Annotated in this window: 23 protein-coding genes; 10 read left to right on the forward strand and 13 right to left on the reverse strand. The window is 66.9% G+C overall.

Annotated elements, in window-relative coordinates:
* The first annotated feature begins 78 nt into the window (after positions 1–78).
* From Q9246_RS22225 to Q9246_RS22250, 6 genes are all read left to right on the forward strand, one after another.
* Entirely contained in the window at positions 79–1,971 is a 1,893-nt protein-coding gene (locus tag Q9246_RS22225; protein ID WP_306393112.1) for an amidohydrolase, read from the forward strand.
* Between the two features lie 2 nt (positions 1,972–1,973).
* Positions 1,974–2,753, forward strand: coding sequence for a YoaK family protein (locus Q9246_RS22230; RefSeq protein WP_306393114.1), 780 nt, complete (start codon positions 1,974–1,976; stop codon positions 2,751–2,753).
* A gap of 9 nt (positions 2,754–2,762) precedes the next feature.
* Positions 2,763–3,314, forward strand: a complete 552-nt coding sequence (locus Q9246_RS22235; RefSeq protein ID WP_306393116.1) for a TMEM175 family protein — start codon at positions 2,763–2,765, stop codon at positions 3,312–3,314.
* Between the two features lie 66 nt (positions 3,315–3,380).
* A complete protein-coding gene (locus Q9246_RS22240) occupies positions 3,381–4,013 on the forward strand; it encodes a response regulator (RefSeq protein WP_306393118.1) in 633 nt (210 codons plus the stop codon).
* A gap of 117 nt (positions 4,014–4,130) precedes the next feature.
* A complete protein-coding gene (locus tag Q9246_RS22245) occupies positions 4,131–4,607 on the forward strand; it encodes a helix-turn-helix domain-containing protein (protein WP_306393119.1) in 477 nt (158 codons plus the stop codon).
* Between the two features lie 18 nt (positions 4,608–4,625).
* Positions 4,626–5,234 (forward strand): DedA family protein, encoded by a 609-nt coding sequence (locus tag Q9246_RS22250; protein WP_306393120.1) that lies wholly within the window; start codon positions 4,626–4,628, stop codon positions 5,232–5,234.
* Between the two features lie 13 nt (positions 5,235–5,247).
* Here the strand turns inward: Q9246_RS22250 and Q9246_RS22255 are convergent, their stop codons facing one another.
* The 6 genes from Q9246_RS22255 to Q9246_RS22280 form a co-directional block, all read right to left on the reverse strand.
* On the reverse strand, positions 5,248–6,171 hold the full coding sequence (locus Q9246_RS22255; RefSeq protein ID WP_306393121.1) for a diguanylate cyclase: 924 nt from the start codon (positions 6,169–6,171) through the stop codon (positions 5,248–5,250).
* The gene (locus Q9246_RS22260; RefSeq protein ID WP_306393122.1) at positions 6,168–6,773 is read right to left on the reverse strand and encodes an Hpt domain-containing protein; all 606 of its coding nucleotides are present in this window, start codon (positions 6,771–6,773) and stop codon (positions 6,168–6,170) included. Before Q9246_RS22260 ends, Q9246_RS22255 begins: the two co-directional genes overlap by 4 nt.
* A 164-nt stretch (positions 6,774–6,937) precedes the next feature.
* A complete protein-coding gene (gene fusA / locus Q9246_RS22265; protein ID WP_306393124.1) occupies positions 6,938–9,043 on the reverse strand; it encodes an elongation factor G in 2,106 nt (701 codons plus the stop codon).
* A gap of 129 nt (positions 9,044–9,172) precedes the next feature.
* Positions 9,173–9,643, reverse strand: a complete 471-nt coding sequence (rpsG, locus tag Q9246_RS22270; RefSeq protein ID WP_137172371.1) for a 30S ribosomal protein S7 — start codon at positions 9,641–9,643, stop codon at positions 9,173–9,175.
* A gap of 138 nt (positions 9,644–9,781) precedes the next feature.
* Positions 9,782–10,165, reverse strand: a complete 384-nt coding sequence (gene rpsL / locus Q9246_RS22275; RefSeq protein ID WP_005663517.1) for a 30S ribosomal protein S12 — start codon at positions 10,163–10,165, stop codon at positions 9,782–9,784.
* A 274-nt stretch (positions 10,166–10,439) separates the two neighbouring features.
* Positions 10,440–11,213, reverse strand: a complete 774-nt coding sequence (locus tag Q9246_RS22280; RefSeq protein WP_306393128.1) for an SDR family oxidoreductase — start codon at positions 11,211–11,213, stop codon at positions 10,440–10,442.
* 99 nt (positions 11,214–11,312) lie between these two features.
* Between Q9246_RS22280 and Q9246_RS22285 the strand changes: the two genes are divergently transcribed.
* Positions 11,313–12,221: an AraC family transcriptional regulator gene (locus Q9246_RS22285; protein ID WP_306393129.1), complete on the forward strand. Its 909-nt coding sequence runs from the start codon at positions 11,313–11,315 to the stop codon at positions 12,219–12,221.
* On the opposite strand, the gene Q9246_RS22290 is transcribed toward Q9246_RS22285, so the two are convergent.
* Positions 12,218–13,099: a LysR family transcriptional regulator gene (locus Q9246_RS22290; RefSeq protein ID WP_306393130.1), complete on the reverse strand. Its 882-nt coding sequence runs from the start codon at positions 13,097–13,099 to the stop codon at positions 12,218–12,220. The two genes, Q9246_RS22285 and Q9246_RS22290, sit on opposite strands and share 4 nt — an antisense overlap.
* Positions 13,100–13,203: 104 nt before the next feature.
* On the opposite strand from Q9246_RS22290, the gene metE reads away from it, so the two are divergent.
* Positions 13,204–15,486 (forward strand): 5-methyltetrahydropteroyltriglutamate--homocysteine S-methyltransferase, encoded by a 2,283-nt coding sequence (gene metE / locus Q9246_RS22295; RefSeq protein ID WP_306393131.1) that lies wholly within the window; start codon positions 13,204–13,206, stop codon positions 15,484–15,486.
* Here the strand turns inward: metE and Q9246_RS22300 are convergent.
* The 5 genes from Q9246_RS22300 to Q9246_RS22320 all read right to left on the reverse strand — a co-directional run bounded on the left by Q9246_RS22300 (position 15,483) and on the right by Q9246_RS22320 (position 19,176).
* Positions 15,483–16,442: an alpha/beta hydrolase gene (locus Q9246_RS22300; RefSeq protein ID WP_306393132.1), complete on the reverse strand. Its 960-nt coding sequence runs from the start codon at positions 16,440–16,442 to the stop codon at positions 15,483–15,485. The genes metE and Q9246_RS22300 overlap by 4 nt on opposite strands.
* Complete coding sequence (locus Q9246_RS22305; RefSeq protein WP_306393133.1) at positions 16,439–16,669, reverse strand: hypothetical protein; 231 nt, start codon at positions 16,667–16,669, stop codon at positions 16,439–16,441. The genes Q9246_RS22300 and Q9246_RS22305 overlap by 4 nt, the downstream gene beginning before the upstream one ends.
* A 24-nt stretch (positions 16,670–16,693) precedes the next feature.
* Positions 16,694–17,185: a hypothetical protein gene (locus tag Q9246_RS22310; RefSeq protein WP_306393134.1), complete on the reverse strand. Its 492-nt coding sequence runs from the start codon at positions 17,183–17,185 to the stop codon at positions 16,694–16,696.
* Positions 17,186–17,266: 81 nt separating this feature from the next.
* Positions 17,267–18,316, reverse strand: a complete 1,050-nt coding sequence (locus tag Q9246_RS22315; protein WP_306393136.1) for an AraC family transcriptional regulator — start codon at positions 18,314–18,316, stop codon at positions 17,267–17,269.
* A complete protein-coding gene (locus Q9246_RS22320) occupies positions 18,313–19,176 on the reverse strand; it encodes a GGDEF domain-containing protein (RefSeq protein WP_306393137.1) in 864 nt (287 codons plus the stop codon). The genes Q9246_RS22315 and Q9246_RS22320 overlap by 4 nt, the downstream gene beginning before the upstream one ends.
* A gap of 289 nt (positions 19,177–19,465) precedes the next feature.
* Between Q9246_RS22320 and Q9246_RS22325 the strand changes: the two genes are divergently transcribed.
* Positions 19,466–21,988, forward strand: a complete 2,523-nt coding sequence (locus Q9246_RS22325) for a TonB-dependent receptor (RefSeq protein WP_306393138.1) — start codon at positions 19,466–19,468, stop codon at positions 21,986–21,988.
* Positions 21,988–23,817 carry a phytase gene (locus Q9246_RS22330; RefSeq protein ID WP_306393139.1) on the forward strand — a complete coding sequence of 610 codons (1,830 nt, stop codon included), beginning with the start codon at positions 21,988–21,990 and terminating at the stop codon, positions 23,815–23,817. The genes Q9246_RS22325 and Q9246_RS22330 overlap by 1 nt, the downstream gene beginning before the upstream one ends.
* Here the strand turns inward: Q9246_RS22330 and Q9246_RS22335 are convergent.
* Entirely contained in the window at positions 23,814–25,361 is a 1,548-nt protein-coding gene (locus Q9246_RS22335; RefSeq protein ID WP_306393140.1) for a MutS-related protein, read from the reverse strand. The genes Q9246_RS22330 and Q9246_RS22335 overlap by 4 nt on opposite strands.
* Positions 25,362–25,379: the final 18 nt, after the last annotated feature.

A 25,379-nucleotide genomic window follows, 5' to 3' on the forward strand; every position in this document is an offset into this window, starting at 1 on the left:
CGCGCGCCCTCCAAAGCGCGCGGCGGCTGCCGCAAACCCCCCGGGCGCGTTCCACCCGGCGCCATTTGGAGTACACGCATGAACCAAGCACAGCCAGGCGCTGGCGCACCAGCCAGTCCGCCGCTCATCCTCATCAACGGCTGCTTCAACACCATCGACCGCGAACAGCCGCAGGCCAGCGCGGTCGCGATCCAGGACGGCCGCTTCCTGGCCGTGGGCGACACCGACGCCGTGATGCGCCACCGCCGCGACGGCAGCCAGGTGATCGACCTGAACGGCCGCACCGTGGTCCCGGGACTGAACGACTCGCACCTGCACCTGATCCGCGGGGGCCTCAACTACAACCTCGAGCTGCGCTGGGAAGGCGTGCCTTCGCTCGCCGACGCGCTGCGCATGCTCAAGGAGCAGGCCGACCGCACCCCGAATCCGCAATGGGTGCGCGTGGTGGGCGGCTGGAACGAATTCCAGTTCGCCGAGCGCCGCATGCCGACCCTGGACGAGATCAACGCCGCCGCGCCTGATACACCGGTGTTCGTGCTGCACCTGTACGACCGCGCCCTGCTCAACCGCGCCGCACTGCGCGCGGTGGGCTACACGAAGGACACCCCGAATCCGCCGGGCGGCGAGATCGTGCGCGACGGCGCAGGCAATCCGACCGGCATGCTGATCGCGCGCCCGAACGCGATGATCCTGTACGCCACCCTGGCCAAGGGCCCGACCTTGCCCTACGACCTGCAGGTGAACTCGAGCCGCCAGTTCATGCGCGAACTGAACCGCCTGGGCCTGACCAGCGCGATCGACGCCGGCGGCGGCTTTCAGAACTACCCCGAAGACTACGCCGTCATCGAAGAACTCGACAAGGCGAACCAGCTCACGATCCGCATCGCCTACAACCTGTTCACCCAGAACAAGGGCAAGGAACTGGAAGACTTCCAGCGCTGGACCGGCATGGTGACGCCGGGGCAGGGCAGCGACTACTATCGCCACAACGGCGCCGGCGAGATGCTGGTGTTCTCGGCCGCCGACTTCGAGGACTTCCTCGAGCCGCGCCCCGACCTCGCGCCCGGCATGGAAGACGAGCTCGAACGCGTGGTGCGCCACCTGGTAGCGCAGCGCTGGCCATTCCGCCTGCACGCGACCTACGACGAATCCATCACGCGCATGCTCGACGTGTTCGAGAAGGTCAATCGCGACATGCCGTTCGACGGCCTGCACTGGATGTTCGACCATTGCGAGACCATCACCCAGCGCAATATCGACCGCGTCGCCGCGCTCGGCGGCGGCATCGCGATCCAGCACCGGATGGCCTTCCAGGGTGAATACTTCGTCGAGCGCTACGGCAGCGAAGCCGCGCAGGCGACGCCACCTGTGAAACGCATGCTGGAGACCGGGGTGCCGGTCGGCGCCGGCACCGACGCTACCCGCGTGGCCAGCTACAACCCGTGGACTTCGCTGTACTGGCTGGTCACCGGCCGCACCGTGGGCGGTCTGCCGCTGTACGGCACGGCCGGCCACCTGCCGCGCCAGGTCGCATTGGAACTCTGGACCGCGGGCAGCGCCTGGTTCTCGAACGAGCAGGCGCGCAAGGGCCGCATCCGCGAAGGCATGCTGGCCGACCTGGCGGTGCTGTCGCATGATTTCTTCAGCATCGATGCCGAGGATATCAAGGCGATCGAATCGGTGCTGACCGTGGTCGGCGGACGCATCGTCTACGGCGCGGCCGAGTTCACCGACCTCGGTCCGCCGCCGATCCCGGTGCTGCCCGAATGGTCGCCGGTGAGCAGGGTAGCAGGCCACTGGCGCAAGGCGGCGCCGCAGCCGCAGCAGATGCAAAAGGGCCTGCCGCACCAGTGCAGCGGTCCCTGCGGCGTGCACGCCCACAGCCACGACAGGGCGCGCCGCTCGACCATGCCGGTGTCGGATTTCAGCGGCTTCTGGGGCGCGCTGGGCTGCAGCTGCTTCGCCTTCTGACGATGGCGGCGCCCGCTCCATCGCGCCTGCAGGCTTTCAACCTGGGCCTGCTCGCAGGCTATGTCGATACCCTCGGCTTCATCGCCCTGTTCGGCCTGTTCACGGCCCACGTCACCGGCAACTTCGTGCTGCTGGGGGCGTCGCTGGCCGACACGGCGAACATGCCTTCGCTGCTGAACATCCTCGCCTTCCCGGCCTTCATCGTCGGCATCGCCGCGATGCGGCTGCTGGTCGAATGGTGCGAACGGAGCGGCGTCGATGCGCAGCCCCCGTCCTACCTGCTGCAACTGGTGCTGCTGCTCGGATTCATGGCCTGCGGCATGCTGTCCGAACCGGTGCCGCGCGACGTGCCGGCGCTGGCGATGGCGGCCGGCCTGCTCGGCACGGCGGCGATGGGCGCGCATAGCGCGGCCAGCAAGCTGCTGCTGGCCCACCTGGCGCCGACCTCGCTGATGACCGGCAACGTGACCCAGTTGGTGATCGATACGGTCGACCGGGTGCGCGGGAGAGGCGACGCGGCGACGATTGCGCGCTGCAGCAAGTTCTTNCTGATGACCGGCAACGTGACCCAGTTGGTGATCGATACGGTCGACCGGGTGCGCGGGAGAGGCGACGCGGCGACGATTGCGCGCTGCAGCAAGTTCTTCTGGCCGCTGTTCGGCTTCGCCATCGGCTGCGCGGCGGGCGCCCTGCTGTTTCTGGCGTTCGGCTTCGTGGCGCTGGCCGTGCCGGTGGCGCTCCTGGTGCTGCACCTGCTGCGCCCAAGCCTGGGCCAGGCCTAGGAACCGGCCATGAAGAAGATCCGCCTGGAGGCGTTCAGCGACGGCGTGATCGCCGTCATCCTCACCATCATGGTGCTGGAGTTGACGCCGCCGCACGGGACGACGCTGGCCGACATGCTGGCCGTCGTCCCGGGCTGGCTGCGCTATGCTCTCAGCTTCGTCTACGTCGGCATCTACTGGGTCAACCACCACGCGCTGTTCGAGCGCGTAGAGCGGGTCGACTGGGCCACGCTGTGGGCCAACCTGCACCTGCTGTTCTGGATGTCGCTGATTCCATTCGTCACCGCCTGGGCGGCCGAGCATCCTATGGCGCCGGCGCCGGTCGCGCTGTATGGCGTGGTGCTGTTCCTGTGCTCGGTGTCCTTCATGCTGCTGTCGTGGCGGCTGGGCTTCCTGGCGGGACTGGACCATGCCCACGCCTGGCAGAACGCCAAGAACCGGCTGTCGCTGGCCATGTATGCGCTGGCGGTGCTGGTCTCGCCGTGGCAGCCCTTGCTGGCGGCGCTGATCCACGTGCTGCTGGCGGCCCTGTGGCTGGTGCCGAACCGGCGCCAAGCCTGACTGGACGGCGCTCGCCCGGGCTGGCATGATGCCGCTCGTCGGCAGCAAGTAGAACAAAGGATCACTGTGAACAGTCAACAACGCACCATCGACGTCCTGATCGCCGACGACCATCCCCTGATGCGCGAGGGGATCGCGGCCGTGATCGGCAGCCAGCCGGATATGCGGGTGGTCGGCGAAGCGTCCGACGGCAACGAGGCGGTCGAGCTGTACCGCCAGTTGCGGCCGCACGTGACGCTGATCGACCTGCAGATGCCGCACCTGAACGGCATGGACGCGATCGCCGCGATCCGCGCCGAATTCCCGCAGGCCTGCCTGGCCATCCTCACCACCTTTCGCGGCGACGCGCGCGCCATGCAGGCGATCAAGAGCGGGGCCCAGGGCTACCTGCTCAAGAGTTCATTGCGCAAGGAACTGACCGACGCCATCCGCGTACTGGCCGCCGGCCGCCGCTACATCCCGTCCGAGATCGCCGGCGAGCTGGCGCGCCACCTGGGCCAGGACAGCCTCACGGTGCGCGAATTGCAGGTGCTGGAGCTGATCGCGCGCGGCAACGGCAACAAGCAGATCGGCGCGGCGCTGAACCTGTCCGAAGACACGGTCAAGGGCCACCTGCGCAGCATCATGGAAAAGCTGGGGGCGAATAACCGCACGCATGCGGTGACCATCGGCATCGAGCGGGGTTTCCTGGAAATATAGGGTCGCCCCCCCACTTTCGTGTGGGTAGCCAGGCCCCCGATCTTGTCTGTGCAACATCTCCAGCTGGCCGCAACATGCTGTCCAGATCGTTCCGATCCGACAACCCTGGAGAGCACCATGCAGACAGCGCCTTTGACACCGAGCCTGCCCGCGGCCGAGCGCCGCACCGCGCCGCCGTACCTTGGCGGCCTGCCGCGCTGGCAGGTCAGGCGGGTCACCGACTACATCGACGCCAACCTGGGCGCCACCCTGCGCACGGCCAGCCTGGCAGCCACCCTCGGCCTGAGCGTCAGCCATTTCACGCGCGCGTTCAAGCACAGCGTCGGCGTGCCGCCGCGCGTCTACGTGATCCGGCGCCGGCTGGCGGCCGCCTGCGAGGCGATGGTCACTTCAAACTTGCCGCTGACCACCATCGCCCATGCCCACGGCTTTTGCGACCAGTCGCACTTCACCCGCACGTTCCACGAAGTCATCGGCCTGTCGCCGCATGTCTGGCGCTGCCGCAATATGCCGGGCACGGCTGGCGCGGACGGCGATCCGTTCGCGAACGAACAGAAGTGCGAGACCGGACTGGATATGGTGGAGGCTGCCTAAACCGACGGAGTGCCTCCCGTGTTCGACTTCATCACAGAATTCATGCAGAGCGGCGGCTACTTCGCCGTGTTCGCGCTGATGGCGCTGGAAAACATCTTTCCGCCGATACCGTCCGAACTGATCATGCCGTTCGCCGGCTTCGTCGCCGCGCGCGGCGACCTGAACGTGGTCGGGGTGCTGCTGGCCGGCACCGCCGGCTCGGTGGCCGGGGCCTTGCCCTGGTATTACGCCGGCAAGGTCTATGGCAAGGAGCGGCTGGAGGCCTTCGCCGACAAGCATGCGCGCTGGCTGACCGTGACCCACGGCGACATCGAGCATGCGATGGAATCGTTCGAGAAGCACGGGCGCAAGGTGGTGCTGTTCGGGCGCCTGATCCCGGCCATCCGCACACTGATCTCGGTCCCGGCCGGCCTCGCCTGCATGCCGATGGGGCAGTTCCTGCTGTATTCGACGGTCGGTTCGCTGGTCTGGACCGGCATTCTTACCGGCGCCGGTTACATGCTGGAAAGCCAGTATGAGCGGGTGGCCGAATACGTCGATCCGGTGTCGAAGGCGATCCTGATCGGGCTGCTGGGCTGGTACCTGTACCGGGTGGCCACCTTCAAGAAGCGCGCGAAAGCCCAGTAAGTTCCTGATAACCTCAGGGCGCCTCGACGCCGCGCCACCACACCTGGTTGCGCCCGGCCTGCTTGGCCCGGTACAGCTGGGCGTCGGCCGCCTCGAACAGGTCGGACGGCTGTTCGTCCCCGTCCGCGGCAACGAGGGTCGCGCCGCCGATGCTGACCGTCAGCAGCGGCGCCACGCTGGACGCCTCGTGCGCGATGTTCAGCGCGGCCACCGACTCGCGCACGGCTTCCGCCACGCGCAGGGCGTCGCCGACGTCGGTTTCAGGCATCAAGAGCAGCAATTCCTCGCCGCCGTAGCGCGCCGCCAGGTCGCCCGGGCGGCGCATGGCGGCGCCGGCCACCCGCGCCACCGAGCGCAGCGCGCGGTCGCCGGCCGGATGGCCGTAGCGGTCGTTGAACTGCTTGAAGGCGTCGATGTCGAGCAGGGCCAGCGACAGCGGGCGGCCCGAGCGCCGCGCGCGCTGCCATTCGAGGGCGTACATCTCGTCGAAGCGGCGCCGGTTCGCCAGCTCGGTCAGGCCGTCGATGTTCGCCAGTCGTTCGAGCATCCTGCGCTGGCGCACCACCTGCAGGTGCAGCGCCACGCGCGCCATCACCACGGTCTGGTTGAACGGCTTGACGATGTAGTCCGAGGCGCCCATCTTGAGGCCGTTGGCTTCGTCCTCGGGGCGGTCCAGGCCCGAGATGAAGATCACCGAGATGTTGGCGGTTTCCGGGTCGGCGCGCAGGCGGCGCAGCACCTCGTAGCCGTCCATGTCGGGCATCATGACGTCGAGCAGGATCAGGTCGGGCAAGTGGCGCGTGGCGCGCTCCAGGGTCTGGGCGCCGTTGCGGGCCAGCAGCACCGTGTACTCGGGCTTGAGCAGCTCGCCCAGGACTTCGCGGTTGATGGCGTCGTCGTCGGCCACCAGGACTTTTTGCATCTCCACTACGTTCATTGGCTGTCTTCCAGGCTGAGGCTGAGATCGAGCTGCGTGGCCAGGGTGGCGAGGGGGGCCAGTGCCGCAGCATACTCGATCTCGGCCACGGCGCGCCGCACGCCATCGAGCGGGGCGTCGTACAGGTTGGCGTCCATGCTGGCCGCCAGCAGCGATTCGAGCTGCGCCAGGGCGTCCTCGGCGCGCGCGTCGTCGCTGCGCAGATAGCCTTCCAGGCGCGCCACTACCGCCGCCAGCGTGGCCGGGTCGGCCGGCGTCGGCAGGCTGGCGGCCGCCACCTGGGCCAGGCCGGCAAGCACCGTCTCGGCAGCGGCGACCAGGGCCGCCACCTGGACCCCGAGCCGGTCCGGCTGGCCGCCGCGCAGGTCCTGTTCGAGGCGCCCGGCGGCGCCGGCCAGCTCGAAGGCGCCGACGTAGGCGGCGCTCGACTTGAGGTTGTGCGCCAGCGCCTGCAGGCGCGGCTGGTCGCCGGCCGCCAGCGCCTCGCGCAGGATGCGCGGCGCCGACGCGTATTCGCGCACGAAGCTGCCGGCGCGCTTTTCGAGGCGCAGGCGCTGGCCGTCGACGTTGTCCAGCGCCAGGCGCCAGTCGATGCCGGGCACCGCCGGCAGGCTGGCGCCGGCGCCGGCCGCCGCTGCGTCCCGCCCGGACGCACGTGCGGCTTGGTCCGTTCGAATTTACCTTTTGCCATTTCCTGATTCCTTTAAGAGAAACGATATATTTTGTTGAACTGGAGGGATGGGACATCCCATCCCTCCATTATCTATTACTTGGACTTCGCGGTGACGATGGCGTCAATCACGTGCTTCGGAGCTTCCGAATAGTGCTTGAATTCCATCGTGTAGGTCGCACGGCCCTGGGTCGCCGAACGCAGCGAGGTCGAGTAACCGAACATTTCCGACAGTGGCACTTCGGCCTTGATGATCTTGCCGCCGCCGCCTGGGATTTCGTCCATGCCCTGCACCATGCCGCGACGCGACGACAGGTCGCCCATCACCGAACCGGCGTAGTCTTCAGGCGTTTCCACTTCCACGGCCATCATCGGCTCGAGGATGACCGGATTCGCTTTACGGCAGCCGTCCTTGAACGCCATCGAGCCCGCCATGCGGAACGCGTTTTCGTTCGAGTCGACGTCGTGGTACGAACCGAAGGTCAGGGTGACTTTGACGTCAACCACTGGGTAACCAGCCAGCACGCCGGTGGTCAGGGTTTCGCGCACACCTTTTTCGACTGCAGGGATGTATTCGCGTGGAACCACACCGCCCTTGATCGCGTCGACGAACTCGAAGCCTTTACCTGGCTCTTGCGGCTCGATCGACAGGACTGCGTGACCGTACTGGCCACGACCGCCCGACTGCTTGACGAACTTGCCTTCGACGTCGGTGACTGCCTTGCGGATGGTTTCGCGGTATGCAACCTGTGGCTTGCCGACGGTCGCTTCCACGTTGAACTCACGCTTCATGCGGTCAACGATAATTTCCAGGTGCAGCTCGCCCATACCACCGATGATGGTCTGGCCCGATTCTTCGTCGGTACGCACGCGGAACGATGGATCTTCCTGTGCCAGGCGGTTCAGCGCCAGGCCCATTTTTTCCTGGTCGGCCTTGGTTTTCGGCTCGACTGCCTGTTGAATCACTGGCTCAGGGAAGACCATCTTTTCCAGGGTGATGACAGCCGAAGGATCGCACAGGGTTTCGCCCGTGGTCGCTTCTTTCAGGCCGACCGCAGCGGCGATGTCGCCGGCGCGCACTTCCTTGATTTCTTCGCGCTGGTTGGCGTGCATCTGCAGAATACGACCCAGGCGTTCTTTCTTGCCCTTGACCGGGTTGTAGACGGTGTCGCCCGAATTGACCATGCCCGAGTAGACGCGGAAGAAGATCAGCTGGCCCACGAACGGGTCGGTCATGATCTTGAATGCCAGCGCCGAGAATTTCTCGTTGTCGTCAGCCTTGCGGGTGACTGGCTGGTCGTCTTCATCGGTACCGGCGACTGGTGGGATGTCCACTGGCGACGGCAGGTATTCGATGACGGCGTCCAGCATTGCCTGCACACCTTTGTTCTTGAACGCGGTACCGCACATCATCGGCACGATTTCCGAAGCGATGGTGCGCTGGCGCAGGGCAGCCTTGATCTCGGCTTCCGACAGTTCGCCTTCTTCCAGGTACTTGTTCATCAGCTCTTCGCTGGCCTCAGCAGCGGTCTCGACCAGCTTTTCGCGCCACTCGTTGGCTTGATCGACCAGTTCCGCAGGGATGTCGCGGTAATCGAACTTCATGCCTTGCGAAGCGTCGTCCCAGATGATCGCTTTCATCTTGACCAGGTCGACCACGCCCAGGAAGTTCTCTTCCGCGCCGATCGGGATCTGCAGAGGGATCGGGTTCGCCTTCAGGCGAGCACGCATCTGCTCGTAGACCTTGAAGAAGTTCGCGCCGGTACGGTCCATCTTGTTGACGAAGGCCAGACGTGGAACTTTGTACTTGTTAGCCTGGCGCCACACGGTTTCCGACTGTGGCTGCACGCCGCCGACTGCGCAGTAAACCATGCAGGCGCCGTCGAGCACGCGCATCGAGCGTTCGACTTCGATGGTGAAGTCAACGTGGCCCGGGGTGTCGATGATGTTGATGTGGTGAGGCTCGAAGTTACCGGCCATACCTTTCCAGAAGCAGGTCGTCGCTGCCGAGGTAATGGTAATGCCGCGCTCTTGCTCTTGCTCCATCCAGTCCATCGTCGCTGCGCCATCGTGCACTTCGCCGATCTTGTGGTTGACGCCCGTGTAGAACAGGACGCGTTCGGTGGTGGTGGTTTTACCAGCATCGATGTGAGCCGAAATACCGATATTGCGGTAGCGCTCGATGGGGGTCTTGCGTGCCATAATTTTTCCTAAATCTTTGAATGGACAAAACCGAGCAACATCTTGACGATCAAAATGAGCTCGGCCTGAACAACAGATACTGCAGGGACCTCAGTTTGGGGCAAAAAGCCCCAAGCCAAGTCCTGATGCTTAGAAGCGGAAGTGCGAGAACGCCTTGTTCGCTTCTGCCATGCGGTGGACTTCGTCACGACGCTTCATCGCGCCGCCGCGGCCTTCAGCCGCTTCCAGCAGTTCACCACCCAGACGTTGCGGCATGGATTTTTCGCTGCGCTTGTTTGCGGCTTCGCGCAACCAACGCATGGACAGCGCCATACGACGAACCGGACGAACTTCCACTGGCACCTGGTAGTTGGCGCCACCGACACGGCGGGATTTGACTTCCACCAGCGGTTTAGCGTTGTTGATCGCGGTCGTGAACACTTCCAGCGGGTCTTTGCCCGACTTGGATTGAATGTGTTCGAATGCACCGTAGATGATGTTTTCTGCAACCGACTTCTTGCCGGACAGCATCAGAACGTTGACGAATTTGGCGACATCGGTGTTGCCGAATTTTGGATCCGGCAGGATCTCGCGCTTGGGTACTTCACGACGACGTGGCATTTCAATTCCTTCCTGTCTTCAGTTGAGTGCGGTGACCACACTCGCGAAAGGCCCTCATGACCCTTCACTTACTCGGCCTTACGGCCGGCTCAACTTATCTAATTAATGTGACGTGTCAATGACACACACGATCGAAGATTACTTCTTCGCAGCCTTGGCACGCTTGGCGCCGTACTTCGAGCGCGCTTGCTTACGGTCTTTGACGCCCTGGGTATCCAGTGCACCGCGAACCATGTGGTAACGCACACCTGGCAAGTCTTTCACACGACCGCCGCGCAGCAGCACGACACTGTGTTCTTGCAGGTTGTGGCCTTCACCGCCGATGTACGAAATGACTTCGAAACCGTTGGTCAGACGCACTTTAGCGACTTTACGAAGCGCCGAGTTAGGCTTCTTCGGGGTGGTGGTGTACACACGGGTGCACACGCCACGTTTTTGCGGGCAGTTTTCCAGTGCCGGCGACTTGCTCTTCACAACCGCGGCTTCACGCGGCTTGCGAATCAGTTGATTGATGGTTGGCATCGTTCCTAATCCAACAAAATTGCTACTGAATTGACGACCCGAGACGGCAAACATGCTGGCCCGGGGACTAAACCTAGTCCCGTAAGAACTGACAGCGGAGGCGACGAAAGCCACTCGACGAAAGGAGCGGCTGCGAATGCGTATACGATGTGCAGAATAAAAACGAGAACTCGCGAATATACGCTGAATGTGACGACGGGTCAACCGATTTGCTGCTCCGTCAAGCCGTCCCCGGATCCCCGGCCGGTAAACCGTGGCGAATGTGTCATCGCTGCTACAACCCGGCCCGGCCGTAGGGAATGCCTGCCTGGGCGGCGGCCATCGCCTCGGCGTCGGCGCCGGCCGGGATCCGCATTGGCGCCGCCGGATCGGTCACCGCGCGCCAGACGGCTTGCACCACGTCCCCGGCATGGGTGACCGGGGCCGGGCCGCGCACGCCGGCAACCACGGACTCCATCAGCGACGCGTAGGCTTCGGGCATCTCGCCCTCCATGCGTGCCCGCGCATTGGCGCCGAACCGCGTTTCAGGTGCGCGGCCGGGCAGCACCAGGCGCAGGCGGATGCCGAGCGGCTCGAGTTCGAGCGCCAGCGACTCGGTGAACGCATTCACGGCCGCCTTGCTGGCGGTGTAGACCGACAGCAGCGGCAATGGCGTGAGCGTGACCGCCGAGCTGACGTTGACGATCACGCCCCCGCCCGTGGCGCGTAAACCAGGCAGCACGGCCTGCGTCATGGCGATCGTGCCGAGCGTATTGGTGTCGAACACGCCGCGCGCCGTGTCCATGGCGATGCCTTCCAGTGGATACAGCGCGCCGACGCCGGCATTGTTGACCAGCGCATCGATCGGCCCTGCGGCCTCGAGCGCCAAGCGGATGCTGGCGCCATCCGTCACGTCGAGCGCCAGCACCCGCAGCCGGTCGGAGGGCGGCAGGATGCCGGCGTCCGGCGTGCGCATGGTGGCCACGACATTCCATTCGTGTTCGAGGAAATGGCGGGCGATCTCGAGGCCGAAGCCGGACGAGCAGCCGGTGATCAAAACGGTTTTCATGCTGGACTCCTGTGGATGATGGTGGTGCCGCTACGATAGGCCGCCTCGACCGGACGCGCTACAATCGACAGTCCATATTACTTTCGCAGGAGTCCAGACATGAGCGATCCGTTGGCCGAGGTGGTCGGCCTGCTGCGTCCGGGCGTGCGCATGACCAAGGTGGTCGCCGGCGCCGGACGCTGGGGCGTGCGGCGCGCCGAGACCGGCCAGCCCTCATACTGCATCGTCCTCGACGGCCGCTGCCGGCTGGCGATCGAAGGCTCTCCCGAACTCCTGCTCGAGTCGGGCGACTTCGTGCTCATCCCCGCCACCTGGAACTTCGCGATGTCGAGCCTGCAGGCGCCGCCGGCGCACGCCTTCGACACGCCACCCGTGGCGCAGGGCCCGGGCGAGTTCCGGCTCGGCGCGCAGGATGGCCCGCCGGAGGTGCGCTTCATCATCGGCCACTGCGTATTCGGTTCGCCCGACGCGTCCCTGCTGGTGTCGCTGCTGCCGCGCTTCATCCATGTGCGCGGGGAGCCGCGCCTGGCCCTGCTGGCGCAACTGGTGGGCGACGAGTCGCGCGCACGGCGGCCGGCGCGCGAGGTCGTGATGGCGCGCCTGCTCGAGGTGCTGCTGATCGAGGCGCTGCGCTCCACAAGCACGACGGCGCCGGAGCCCGGCCTGGTGCGCGCCCTGGCCGACACCCGCCTGGCGCAGGCGCTGCGCCAACTGCACGCGGCGCCCGCGCGCGCCTGGACCATGGCCGAACTGGCGCAAGAGGCAGCACTGTCACGCTCGGCGTTCTTCGAGCGCTTCAGCCGCGCGGTCGGCAAGGCGCCGATGGAATACCTGCTGGCCTGGCGCATGGGGCTGGCGAGCGACCTGCTGCGGCGCGGCGGCGGCAGCATCGCCGAAGTCGCGCAGCAGGTCGGCTACAGCTCGGCCAGCACCTTCAGCGTCGCCTTCGCGCGCCACGTGGGCGTGCCGCCGGCCCGGTATGCGCGCGCGGCGGCCTCATATCACTAAGCGCGGCGTGCGATCTCGATGAAGGCGTCGAGGTAGGCGGTGCCGGCGTCGACCTCGCGCGTGCCGAGGAAAATCTGCTTGAACACACCTTCCGGCCCGAGGCGCACCGGCGCCACCGCCATCCGGCCCGCGTATTCTTCCACCAGCCAGCGCGGCAGCGCCGCCACGCCGCGGCCGCTGGCCACCATCTGCAGCATGATGTCGGTGGTCTCGATCGTCTTGCGCTGACGCGGCGCGCAGCCGGCCGGCAGGAAGAACTGGTTGTAGATGTCGAGCCGCTCGATATCGACCGGATAGGTGATGAGCACGTCGTCCGACAGGTCGGCCGGCTCGGCGTGGGTGCGCCCGGCCAGCGGATGGCTGCTCGCCACCACCAGCACCTGTTCGTAGTCGAACACCGGCACGAACTTCAGGCCCGGCTTGAACAGCGGGTCGGGCGTGACCAGCAGGTCGATCTCGTAGCCGTGCAGGGCCTTGAGGCCGCCGAACTGGAAGCGCTGCTTGACGTCGACGTCGACCTCGGGCCAGGCCGCCAGGTAGGGATCCACCACTTTCAACAGCCACTGGTAGCAGGGATGGCATTCCATGCCGATGCGCAGGGTGCCGCGCTCGCCGCGCGCGTATTCGCGCATCAGGCGTTCGGCATGTTCGAGCTGCGGCAGCACCCGCTCGGCCAGCGCCAATAGGGATCGTCCGGCCTGGGTCAGGCGCAGCGAGCGGCCCTCGCGGGTCCAGACCGGCGTGCCCAGTTGCTGCTCCAGCTTTTTCACCGTGTGGCTCAGGGCCGATTGCGTCAGGCACAGCACGTCGGCGGCAGCGGTCAGCGAACCACGGCGGTCGACCTCGCGGATCAGCGACAGGTGGGTGCGTTCGATCATGTCACATGAACTAAATTAATGGATGGATGAAATCATACCAATTTTATTCATGAGTCAAGCGGCCTATCATCGACTCATCCATTGACGAACAGGCTGAACCCATCATGACGACCACCCACACCCTCGGCTTTCCGCGCATCGGCGCGCGCCGCGAACTGAAATTCGCCCTCGAGCGCTTCTGGAAGGGAGAAGCGACGGCCCAGGAACTCGGCGCCCAGGCAGCAAGCCTGCGCCAGCGCCACTGGCAGCAACAATCGAAACTCGATTTCGCCCCGGTTGGCGACTTCTCGCTGTACGACCAGGTGCTCGACATGAGCTTCACGCTGGGGAACGTGCCCGAACGTGCCCACAGCCATGGCGGCGACGCGCTCGACGCCTATTTCCGTGTCGCGCGCGGCCGCAGTGCCGGCGACCATGACCATGGCTGCGGCAGCGTCCACGCCGGCGAAATGACCAAGTGGTTCGACACCAACTACCACTACATCGTCCCCGAGTTCAGCGCCGACACCCAATTCAGGCTCGACACCGCGCGCCTCGACGAACAGCTGGCCCAGGCGCGCACGCTGGGCGTCAAGGCCAAGCCGGTGATCGTCGGCCCGCTGACCTATCTATGGCTGGGCAAGGCCAAGGATGGCAGCGACCGGCTCGACCTGCTGCCCCGCCTGCTGCCGGTGTATGCCGAGCTGCTGGCCTGGTTCGTCACACAAGGCATCGAGTGGGTGCAGGTCGACGAGCCGGCGCTGGTCACGGAACTCGATGCGCGCTGGCAGGCGGCGTTCGCCAGCGCCTATGACCTTCTGCAGCACAGCGGCGCGAAACTGCTGCTGGCGACCTATTTCGGGCGCCTGGAAGACAACCTGCCCCTCGCCTGCGCGCTGCCGGTCGACGGCCTGCACCTGGATGCGACCAGGGCGCGCGACGAAATCGCGCCGGTCATCGCCGCGCTGGGCCACGACAAGATCCTGTCGCTGGGCGTGATCGACGGCCGCAATATCTGGAAGACCGACCTGCACGCGACCCTGGAATGGCTCGAGCCCATTCAGCGCCAGTTGCAGCAGCGCCTGTGGATCGCGCCATCGTGCTCGCTGCTGCACGTCCCGGTCGACCTGCAGAACGAACAGGCGCTGGATCCCGAGATCCGCTCCTGGCTGGCGTTCGCCGTGCAAAAGCTGGAGGAGTTGCGCATCCTCGCCCATGCGCTCGACCATGGCCGCTCGCAGGTGCAGCTGGAACTGGTCGAGAATGCCGCCGCGATCGACCGTCGCCGCGCCTCGAAGCGGGTATCGAACCCGCAGGTGGCGCAGGCACTGGCCGCGCTCACGCCTGCACTGGGCCAGCGCGCCAGCAGCCACGCCGAGCGTAGCGCCAAGCAGGCCGCCCTGCTCCAATTGCCCAGCTACCCGACCACCACCATCGGTTCCTTCCCGCAGACGGCGGCGATCCGCCAGGCCCGCAACGCGTTCAAAAAGGGCGAGCTGGATGCGGCGGCCTACGAAGACGCGATGCGCGCCGAGATCGCGCGCTGTGTGCGCGAGCAGGAAGCGCTGGGGCTGGACGTGTTCGTGCACGGCGAGGCCGAGCGCAACGACATGGTCGAATACTTCGGCGAGCAGCTCGACGGCTATGCCTTCAGTCAGAACGGCTGGGTGCAATCCTACGGGTCGCGTTGCGTGAAGCCGCCGATCCTGTTCGGCGACGTGCGCCGCCCGCAGGCGATGACGGTCAAGTGGACCACCTATGCGCAGTCGCTGACCGACAAACCGATGAAGGGCATGCTGACCGGCCCGGTGACGATCCTGAACTGGTCCTTCGTGCGCGACGACCAGCCGCGCGCCGCCAGTTGCCGCCAGCTGGCGCTGGCGATCCGCGAGGAAGTGCTGGATCTGGAACGGGCCGGCGTGCGCGTGATCCAGATCGACGAGGCGGCGCTGCGCGAAGGCTTGCCGCTGCGGCGTTCGGAGTGGAAGGAATACCTGGACTGGGCGGTGGAGTCGTTCCGCATCACGGCCAACGGCGTCGCCGACGATACGCAGATCCACACCCATATGTGCTATTCGGAGTTCAACGACATCATCGCCGCGATCGCCGCCATGGATGCCGACGTGATCACGATCGAGACCTCACGCTCGGATATGGAACTGCTGGACGCCTTCGACGATTTCCAGTATCCGAACGAGATCGGCCCGGGCGTGTACGACATCCATTCGCCGAACATCCCGAGCCAGGACCACATCGTGGACCTGATGCGCAAGGCCGCCACCCGCATCCCGCCCGCGCGCCTGTGGATCAATCCGGACTGCGGCCTCAAGACCCGCAACTGGGAAGAAGTGCTGCCGGCGCTGCGCAATATGGTGGCGGCGGCGCATACGCTGCGCGCCGCAGCCTAGTTTGCAGCCGGCGCCGGCTTGTGCAGGAAGCCGGCCACCGCCTTCACCAGCAGGGGCGACACCGGCAGGGACGGATCGCTGTAGGCCGCCGCCTGCAGCGCCGGGTCGGCCCGCACGTGCTTGAACACGTGGTTCATGCCGGGAATGATGGACAGGGTCGCATCCGGTTTCGCGCGCTGCAGGCCATTGGCCTGGGCTACCTCCACCTGGATGTCGGTATTGCCCTGCACGATCAGCACCGGCATGGCCAGGGCGGCGATGCGCTGCGCCGGCACGTACTTGAACCACGAGATCAGGTAGGGCTGGATGCTCGGGCGGTAGAGCGTCATCAGCGCGGGAGGAACCGGATCGACCGTGGTCCCGCTTTCAAGCGCCGCGAGAATGCGTTCGTTCTCGGGAACGAGATCCGGCGGCAGCTTGCCGGCCAGTTGCTTACGCAGGATATTCGAGGCGCCATCGGCGACACCGGCGATCGAGACGAAGGCAGCGGCGTCGGCCTGCTGCGCCGCCAGCATGCCGATCAGCGAGCCTTCGCTGTGACCGATCACGGCCACCGAACCGAAGCGCGGATCGGCCTTCAGCTTGCCGACCCAGGCCGCAGCGTCGTCCACGAAGGTCTCGAAGCGCAGATCGGATTCAGCCGGGCCTGCCGCCAGGCTCGCGCCGACGCCGCGCTTGTCATAGCGCACCGTGGCGATGCCCTCCCCGGCCAGCGCCACGGCCAGCATCCTGAGGCTGTCGTTGCGACCGGGGATCAGGCGGCTGTTGCCATCGCGGTCGGTCGGGCCGGAGCCGGCGATGATCAAGGCAACCCGGGGTTTATCCTGCGCGGCGGCCGGCAATTGCAGCGTGCCGGCGAGCTGGCCGGACGGCGTATCGAGGGCGATCTGCTCATCCCCCGTTTGTGCATGAGCAATGCCGGCGGCAAACGCCAATAACAGTGCAAGGAATTTCATGTCCGCTCCACCGTGATCACCTTGGGCGCGACGATCAACACGGCCGTCCAGCCCAGCAGGGAAAAGCAGCGCCGCAAGCCCTCGAAACACAGGAACCAGACGGCCCACTGCGCAACATCGTAGTCGAACGGAGGCAACCCCGCCGCCGACATCAGGTACATCGTTGCGAGCGCGGCCAGCACGCCCACGATGGCGGAGAACCACCACTTCCTTTCAAGTTCGGACATTCGATCCCTCATCAATTATTATTTTCAGGCCGCCACGGCCACGCTGCGCTGCGCCAGGCAGAAGCCGTTGATGCGTTCCAGCGTGTCGTTCGCCGCCTGCTCGTCGAGCCCCGCCCCGAAATGGTAGCGATGGGTCGCGGTCTCGATCTCGATCCGGCCATGGCCGAAGCCCAGCGCCTCCCACTTGGCTTCGGGAGACCAGGCTTCCGGCGCCGGCAACAGCCGCACCGCGCGGATCTCGTCGAGCAGGAAGGCCAGCTCGATCGGCGGCAAGTCGCCTTCGCTGGCGATATACAGCTCGTCGCGGAACACGAAGTTGCGGTACAGCGCCCAGGCGGCCACGCTGACGATGGCCAGCGCGCAGGCGGTGAACATGACGACGCCGGGCGACAGGTCGCGCCGCGCGCCGCTCGCCAGGCCGTAGGCCAGCAGGCAGACGAAGCAAAAGGACATGCACGCGGCAAAGCCGCGCTTCTGGGTTGGACAGACGATGTGCAGGACCTGGCTGGCGCTCATTCCTTCTCTTCGAAAACGCTCTTGGTTGTGAAAGATACCACTTCTCGAAGGGATGAATATGCGCGGATTGTCTCTTGTACCCTACAGTCCGGCCTCCAGCGCACCGGCGAACCAGCCCAGCTCACCGTCCAGCGCGGCCCGGATCGGCCCCGGCGTGAGGCCGGTCCAGCGCTTGAACGAGCGCCGGAAATTGGCGGCATCGTGAAAGCCCAGGTAGCGCGCGACTTCCTCGTTGTCGGCCCGCTCCACCTGGAACAGCCATAGCGCCACATGGGTGCGCACCTGGTCCAGCTCGGCCTGGAAGTGGGTGTGGTGGCGCAGCAGCTGGCGCTTGAAGGTGGCCGGGCTGACGCCGAAATCGCTTGCGGCGCGCTCCAGCGTCGGCGCGGTGCGCACCTCGGCCAGCAGGTAGTCGTACAGCGCGGCCAGGATGCCCGGCGCACGCGGCGCCTCCTGCTCGGCGGCCTGCAGCGCCAGGCGCGCCGCCATCTCGCTGGCGCGCGGCCACGGCCGGTCGAGCCAGTTCGAAGGCAGCAGCATGGCGTCGAGCTGGCAGCCGAAGCGCAGCTCGGTGCCCAGGTGGACGTGGTGCTGCTCGACGTGGCGCGGCGCGCCGCGGTTGAAGCAGAAGCGCCACGGCAGGCGCTCGCCGCCCAGCCAGCGGCACAGGGCCACCACCGCCGTCATGTGCATCTCGACCAGGGCCGGACGAATGCCCGGCGCGCCGTAGGCGTCGACCCAGTACAGCAACGCCACGTCGCCCCAGCTCTCGAAGCGCGGCCGCAGCAGCGGCGCCAGGCGCGCATGGAAGCGGCACAGCGTTTGCAGCAGCGCGCGCAGGCTGGGCGCCTGCACCAGCGCATGGCTGGCGGCGCCGTCGTGGCCCGGCAACAGCAACTGGCCCAGCATGAAGCTGGTGTCGGGACTGTCCAGGGTGCGCAGGGTGTTCGCCAGTTGCTGCAGGTATTGGGCCGGGGCGAGCAGGCCGTCGGGATCGAGGCCGGCCACCAGCCCCGTGTCATGCAACAGGTCGGCGTCGCCGGCGTCGCGCGAGCGGCCGTATTCCAGCGCCAGCGCGGGCTGCTGCCGCGCCGGGATCGATGGTTCTCCGGCTGGCTGCCAGGCGATCACACGGCGTCCATCCGGCGGCACAGGTCGGCCAGCAGCGCGTCCGGCGCGCCGCGCGCCGGCGCGCAGCCGTGGCGCAGGGAGATCCGCACCCGTCCATTGGGCGCATGGTGGCGCATCGACGACACCATGCGGCACAGGTGCTGGGCGGCGTCGCGCGCTTCAAACTCGTTCAGGCCCGGCATCAGCACCGCGAAGCGGTCGCCCGCGTAGCGGCACAGCAGGTCCTCGTTGCGCAGGTTCAGCAGCAGCATGTGCGCCACCGCCTGCAGCACGCGATCTCCCTCGGCCTGGCCGTGCTCGCGGTTGATGCGATGGAATTCGTCGATATCGAACAGCACCAGCGCGCTGGCGCCCTGGCCCTCCATGCGCCGGCTCTCCAGGCGCAGCTGCTCGCGCAGGTAGGCGGCATCGGCCAGCTGGGTGATGCGGTCGAAGGGGCGGTGGTTGCGGAACAGCCGCTCGCGCTTGCGCATGTGGTCGGACAGGGTGGCCTGCTCCAGGCGCCAGTAATACATGCCGACGGTAAGCACCAGCATGCCGAGCGGCAGCAGCGACTCGAGCGCGTTGTCCCACAGCGCGGCCTTGTCGACGTCGACCACCTCGTCCAGGCAGTCGGCCCAGGAGCCGAGCATGATGCAGGCCAGGCCGCCGGCCAGCAGGCGCGTCACCAGGCCATCGGGGCGGCTGGACAGCACGGTCAGGCACCACAGCGCCGCCAGCAGCGAGGTGCCGCCCTCGCTGGCGATGTCGACCCAGTCCCACTCCGCCACCGGGATGCCGTTCCCGGCGCCGACGAACAGGAAGGCGAAGGCGCCGAGCAGCGCGCCGATCAACAGGGCATGGCGGATGACGTTGGACATAAGGGCGGCATTGGAGGTGGATCGTCGGAACATAGCGCAGCCAGATGACCGCCAGATGACAGGATGACAAACCGTCGCGCCGCGGCACAGGGTCCAAACGGCTCACGCGCGCATCGGCGCCCGCGCCGCCAGGGTCGCGCAATGCATGGCGCCAGCGGCCGGCGCCGGGTCAATTCGGCTCATCCGGGCCCGGAATAGTCCGGGCGGCATGCCGGAAACCGGAAGTCGTCACCGATACGTCACATTCGGGCACCAGAATCCGCCCCACTCCAACTATCTCCTTGCCCCCATGCGCCATCTCGCCCTCCCCGCCATCACCGCCAGCCTGCTGGCCGCTGCCGGCGTCCATGCCGCTCCAGCGCCAGCCCCGGCCGTCGAATCCAGCGTGGTCGTCACCGGCCAGCGCGCCAGCCTGGCGCGCGCCATCGCGGCCCAGGAACAGGCCGACAATATCGTCAGCGTCGTCAGCAGCGACGACATCGGCCACCTGCCCGACAAGAACGCCGCCGAAGCGCTGGCGCGCGTACCGGGCCTCTCGGTCCAGCGCGACCAGGGCGAAGGCCGCTACGTGGTGGTGCGCGGCCTGGACGCCGACTACAACAGCGTGACCATCAACGGCGCCCTGGTGCCTTCGCCCGAGGCGACGCGGCGCGCGGTGGCGCTCGACGTGCTGCCGGCCGGCCTGGTGCGCTCGCTGGAAGTGACCAAGTCGGCCACGCCCGACCAGGATGCCAACTCGCTGGGCGGCACGGTCGAAGTCAAGACCCTGTCGGCATTCGACCTGCCGGGCAGGCTGCTCAGCGTCGGCGTGGCGGGCAGCCACGACACCAACACCGACCAGAACAGCCCGAGCGCCAACCTGCTGTGGGCCCAGCGCTTCTTGGACGGCAAACTGGGCATCGCGGCCGGCCTGTCGGGCGAGAAGCGCAAGTTCGGCTCGGACAATGTGGAAACCGGCGGCGCCTGGGACGGCAATCGCCTGGAAGGCTTCGAGATGCGCGACTACCTGCCCACGCGCGAGCGCCGCGCCGGCGCCTTCAACCTCGACTACCGCCCCGACGCCACTACCAGCTACGCGCTGCGCGGCTTCATGAGCCGCTTCTCGGACGAAGAGTCGCGCGACCGCATGACCGTCGGCGACTTCGAGAATGACGACGAAAGCGTGGTGGAAGGCGAACTCGCCCCCGCCACCATCGAGCGCCGCCTGCGCCAGCGCAAGTACACGCAAGAGATCCGTTCGCTCACCGGCACGATGGACCGTCGCTTCGGCGACAGCTGGAAAATGCACCTCGAGGCAGCCACCAGCCGCTCGACCGACAAGACCCCGAACGCGATCAGCGACGCGCGCTTCACCAATATCGAGAGCTTCGCCGACGTCGGCTTCACCAACACCCGTGCGCCGCACCTGATCGCACCGGCCGGCGTGGCCGACGCGGCCAACTACGAACTCGATTCGTTCGCGATCGAGCGCGCCTATGCCAGGGACTCCAGCCACCAGCTGCGCCTGGACCTGCAGCGCGACTTCGACGCCGGCGACTGGAGCGGCGCGTTCAAGTTCGGCGCCAAGGCCACCCGCCGCGACAAGCGCACCGACACCGACGCCTGGGAATTCGGCAGCGACGATCCGGAAGACGGCGACTACTGGGGCCTTGGTGCGACCTCGATGGCGGACTTCGTCAATGGCAACCGGCTCGACTACCCGTTCGGCAACCTCGGCTATGCAATCGACCCGGGCCTGGTCCGCGCGCGCCTGGCGGGCCTGAACCGCGACGGCGCACGCGCGATCGTCGATTCGGCGCTGGACGACTTCAAGCTGCAGGAAGACATCGACGCCGCCTACCTGCAGGCCAGCCTGCGCCGCGGCGCCTGGTCGCTGCTGGCCGGCGTGCGCGCCGAGCGCACCCGCTTCAAGGCCGACGGTTCGCAGGTGACGGACGAAGAAGAGATCACGCCACGCGGCGCAAAACGTTCATATACCAACTGGCTGCCGGGCATGCACCTGCGCTACGACCTGGACCAGCACACCAGCGTCCGCGCCGCCTGGAGCAACTCGGTGGTGCGCGCCAACTTCGCCCAGCTGGCGCCGGGCGTCAGCCTGGATGGCGACGACGAAGCCACCATCGGCAACCCGGACCTGAATCCGCTGCGCTCGCACAACCTGGACCTGGGTATCGAGCGCACCATCGGCGGCGACGGCGTGCTGTCGGCCTATGTGTTCACCAAGGATATCAAGGACTTCACCTATGCGACCGACCTGGCCGGCACCGGGGACTGGGCCGATTTTTCCAGCGCGATCTCGTACAAGAACGGCGAGAAGGCGCGCGTGCGCGGCATCGAACTGGCCTGGCAGCAGCCGCTGCGCATGCTGCCGGCGCCGTTCAACGGCCTGCTGATCGGCATCAACGGCGCCATCACCCACTCGCGTGCCGACATCGACAGCGCCGATGGCGACGGCGGGATCGGTGCACGCGAGATCCGCATGCCCGGCCAGTCGAACCGCATCGGCAACCTGATGGTGGGCTACGAAGCCGGTGGCTTCAGCGCGCGCCTGGCAATGAACTACAAGTCGCCCTACCTGCTGGAACTGGGCGAGGATGTGCTCGACGCCACCCAGGACCGCTACGTCGATACCCAGAAACAGCTGGACTTCTCGATGTCCTACCGGTTCGACAAGCGCTGGCAGCTGACCTTCGACGCCAGCAACCTGAACAACGAAAAATACTACGTCTACATGGGCGACAAGTCCCGTAATTCGCAACACGAACAATACGGCCGCACCTTCAAGATCGGCCTGAAAGCGAGCATCTTCTAATGAAAAAAATCGTTTCCCTGATCGTTCTGGCGGCGCTGCACGGCGCTGCATCGGCTGCACCACACACTACGAAGGCCCCGGTCGATGCCGACGAACTGGCCGCCCTGCCCGGCGGCGCCTGGCTGGCACTGGACAAGCGCGGCCTGCGCCTGGTCGGCGCCGACGGCATCGACCGCGCCACCCTGGCCCTGCGTGGCGAGCGTCTCGACGTGCGGCCCGACGTTCACCCTTCTTCTGGCGGCGCGCTGGCGGTGATGGTCGACTCGAACCTCGAACAGGCCCAGCCCGTGCGCGTCGACCTGGCCGCCGGCACCCTGACCCGCCTGCCGGCCATCCCGAGCGCCGGCTTCGGCATCGAGGCGGCCTGCATGTACCGCGACGCCCAGAACCTCGACCACGTATTCCTGGTCGGCGCGGATGGCCAGGCGCAGCAATGGCTGCTGGGCGAACAGTACCGCATGGTGCGCCGCCTGGCGCTGCCGACCGGCGTCGAACACTGCCGCGTCGACGATGCCTACGCCACGCTCTTCGTGGCCGAGGAAGGCATGGGTGTGTGGGCCTATGGCGCCGACGCCGAAGGGCCGTCGGTGCGCACGCCGGTGGCCCTGCGTGCACCGTATGGAAAGCTGAAGGGAGAAGTCCAGGCGCTGGCCGTGCTGCCGGGCGGCGTGGCCGCCCTCGGCGAAAAGGGCGAGCTGTTGACCTGGCGCCGCACCGGCGCCACATGGCAAGAGCAGCCGGCGCGCGCACTGGGCGCCGAACAGCTGGTGGCGCTGGGTGGCAGTTCGCTCATGGTGCAAACGAAGAAGGGCTGGCAATCGCCGGCCCTGGCCTGGAAAGCCGGCAGCGCCCCGCCGCGCTCCCTGCCGATCGTAATGCCGCGCATGCAGACCGCGCCGGTGGCGCAGATGGGCGACGCGGCCGACGATCCGGCGATCTGGGTCAACCCGCAGGACGCCAGCAAATCGCGCATCCTCGGCTCCAACAAGAAGCAGGGCCTGCTGGTCTATGACCTGGAAGGCCGCCAGACCCAATTCCTGCCTTCCGGCCGCCTGAACAACGTCGATGTGCGCCAGGACCTGCGCTTCGGCGGCGAGCGCTTCGACCTGGCCCTGGCCACCCAGCGCGACGAACATGCGATGGTGCTGTACACGATCGACGCCCAGGGCGAACTGGCCGAAGCGGGGCGCCTGCCGACCGGCCTGGGCGACATCTACGGCACCTGCCTGTACCGCACGCCCGAAGGCGGCCTGGATGCCTTCGTCAACGACAAGGACGGTCGCTACGAACACTGGCAGATCACCCGCGCCGGCGGCAAGTTCGGCGCCCGCCTGGCGCGCCAGTTCAAGGTCGCCACGCAACCCGAAGGCTGCGTGGCCGACGACCGCAGCGGCCTGCTGTTCGTGGGTGAAGAAGACAAGGCGCTGTGGGTGACCTCGGCCAGGGCCGACCAGCCGGCCACGCTCAAGATGGTGATGCCGGTAGGCGAATGGCTGCACGACGACATCGAAGGCATGGGCATCTACCACGGCGCCAGGCGCAGCTACCTGGTGGTGTCGAGCCAGGGCAATAGCAGCTATGTCGTGTTCGACGCGGCGCCGCCGTTCAAGGTGCGCGGCGCGTTCCGGGTCGGCATGGATCCGGTGGCCGGCATCGACGGCGCCTCGGAGACCGACGGCCTGGAAGTGAGCTCGGCCAACTTCGGCGGCCCGTATTCGCGCGGCATGCTGGTGGTGCACGACGGCTTCAAGCGCATGCCGGACGGCGCCCAGAACTACAAGGCGGTGGCGTGGGATGACATCGCCAGGGCCCTGAAGCTCGAAGACTAGGCAGGTTCGGGCTGTGCGAGGTGGCTGCTCAACCAGCGCGCCACCTCGGCCGCCCGCCCTTCGATGCGCGCGCCGAAACCCTGGGTCGCCAGCAGGGCGATGCCGTTCGGGTTGCGCAACACGCCCGGTGTCAAGACCGGGCTGCCGCTGGCGGTGTCGATGAAGAACGGGTCCAGCCGTTCGCGCAGCAGCGGCGCCAGCACCAGGTTGTGCGAGGACACCAGCACCAGGTCGCGCTCGGATAACTGTTCCAGCACCGCGCAGGCGGCCGATACCGACTCCAGGTGGTTGGTGCCGCGGAACACCTCATCGATCAGGCAGATGCCCGGCGGCTGGCCGGCGGCGTCCAGCAATTCGCGCGCCCGCCGCAACTCCGACATGTACAGGCTCTCGCCGCCCAGCAGCGAATCCTCGTTCTGCATGCTGGCGCGCACCGGTACTGCCGGCAGGCAGGCCCGCGTGGCGTAGCAGAAGCCGAAGGCGCGCGCCGCGATCGCGTTCAGGCCCACCATGCGCAGGAAGGTGCTCTTGCCCGAGGCATTCTGGCCCGAGACGAAGGCGCCCCGCCCTTCCAATGCCACCGACAGCGCCACCGGCCGGTCCATCAGCGGATGGACGCCGCCCTCCAGCACCAGCGTGCGCGCATCGCCGCGCTCGGCCCAGCACCAGCGTTCCATCGAGGCCAGGTGGCGCACCAGGGCCACGTCGGCTTCCAGGTTCGCGCAGGCCAGGTAGATCTCACGCAGGAAGACGCGCTCGGCGTGCACGATGCGTAGCGTCTTGAAATGGTAGACCACATTGGCCGCCGCGAACCAGTCGGCGTACTGGATCGCACCCGGGATCATGCGCAGGCTCAGCGAGCGGGCCAGGCGCAGGTGCAGGCGTTCCGCCCGGGCGCGCGCCGCCACGAACGGTTGCAGCAACGGTCCGCCCTGCCCGCCCAACAGGCTGGTGCTGCGCAGCAGCGCGTGCAGCGCGCGGATGGTCGCACGCCATTCCTCGAGCGGACGGTGAAGGCGCATCTGCAGCGCCATCAGGGGAGCCAGCGCCGTCAAGGTCAGCATCCAGCCCAACGGCAGGGTCGCCAGCGCGGCCAGCGATAACAGCAGCACGAGCGGCAGCAGCGATAGCCAGCGTACCCAGAACGGGATCGCCGGCGCCGTGTCCCGGAACAGCAGGCTGGCCACCTCGGCATCCGCATGGCGCAAGGTAGACAGGCTGGCGTCGATCGCATCCAGCCGGGCCGGGTCGTCCATCAGCGCCTGCAGCCGCGCGCGCTGCGCGCTGCATGCCGCATTGTCGATGCCGGCGCGCAGGCGCAGGTGCAGCACCTGGCGCGCGAAGATGCTGGCCTGCGGCGCCAATTTTTCTTCGAACGATTCGAGCAGCAAGTCGGTCCAGGTCTGGTCGTCGATGCCGGCGGCGCCATCGAGGCGGTACAGGCGAGCGACTTCGTCCGGGATGAAGAAGTGGCGGGGCGGCGGGGCGGATGGAACAAGCGCAAGGCTGCGCCACAGGTCTTGCAGGCGGTCGAACAACGACACGGATGGTCTTTCTGGAGA

The organism is Telluria beijingensis (genome assembly GCF_030770395.1).
In the GTDB taxonomy this organism is placed as follows: Bacteria; Pseudomonadota; Gammaproteobacteria; order Burkholderiales; family Burkholderiaceae_D; genus Telluria; species Telluria beijingensis.

Bases quoted from the DNA above. Each gene is read 5' to 3' on its own strand.
- Q9246_RS22225 (WP_306393112.1), top strand. From the start codon at position 79: ATGAACCAAGCACAGCCAGGCGCTGGCGCACCAGCCAGTCCGCCGCTC.
- Q9246_RS22235 (WP_306393116.1), top strand. From the start codon at position 2,763: ATGAAGAAGATCCGCCTGGAGGCGTTCAGCGACGGCGTGATCGCCGTC.
- Q9246_RS22245 (WP_306393119.1), top strand. From the start codon at position 4,131: ATGCAGACAGCGCCTTTGACACCGAGCCTGCCCGCGGCCGAGCGCCGC.
- Q9246_RS22255 (WP_306393121.1), bottom strand. From the start codon at position 6,171: ATGAACGTAGTGGAGATGCAAAAAGTCCTGGTGGCCGACGACGACGCC.
- fusA (WP_306393124.1), bottom strand. From the start codon at position 9,043: ATGGCACGCAAGACCCCCATCGAGCGCTACCGCAATATCGGTATTTCG.
- rpsG (WP_137172371.1), bottom strand. From the start codon at position 9,643: ATGCCACGTCGTCGTGAAGTACCCAAGCGCGAGATCCTGCCGGATCCA.
- rpsL (WP_005663517.1), bottom strand. From the start codon at position 10,165: ATGCCAACCATCAATCAACTGATTCGCAAGCCGCGTGAAGCCGCGGTT.
- Q9246_RS22280 (WP_306393128.1), bottom strand. From the start codon at position 11,213: ATGAAAACCGTTTTGATCACCGGCTGCTCGTCCGGCTTCGGCCTCGAG.
- Q9246_RS22285 (WP_306393129.1), top strand. From the start codon at position 11,313: ATGAGCGATCCGTTGGCCGAGGTGGTCGGCCTGCTGCGTCCGGGCGTG.
- Q9246_RS22290 (WP_306393130.1), bottom strand. From the start codon at position 13,099: ATGATCGAACGCACCCACCTGTCGCTGATCCGCGAGGTCGACCGCCGT.
- metE (WP_306393131.1), top strand. From the start codon at position 13,204: ATGACGACCACCCACACCCTCGGCTTTCCGCGCATCGGCGCGCGCCGC.
- Q9246_RS22300 (WP_306393132.1), bottom strand. From the start codon at position 16,442: ATGAAATTCCTTGCACTGTTATTGGCGTTTGCCGCCGGCATTGCTCAT.
- Q9246_RS22305 (WP_306393133.1), bottom strand. From the start codon at position 16,669: ATGTCCGAACTTGAAAGGAAGTGGTGGTTCTCCGCCATCGTGGGCGTG.
- Q9246_RS22310 (WP_306393134.1), bottom strand. From the start codon at position 17,185: ATGAGCGCCAGCCAGGTCCTGCACATCGTCTGTCCAACCCAGAAGCGC.
- Q9246_RS22320 (WP_306393137.1), bottom strand. From the start codon at position 19,176: ATGTCCAACGTCATCCGCCATGCCCTGTTGATCGGCGCGCTGCTCGGC.
- Q9246_RS22325 (WP_306393138.1), top strand. From the start codon at position 19,466: ATGCGCCATCTCGCCCTCCCCGCCATCACCGCCAGCCTGCTGGCCGCT.
- Q9246_RS22330 (WP_306393139.1), top strand. From the start codon at position 21,988: ATGAAAAAAATCGTTTCCCTGATCGTTCTGGCGGCGCTGCACGGCGCT.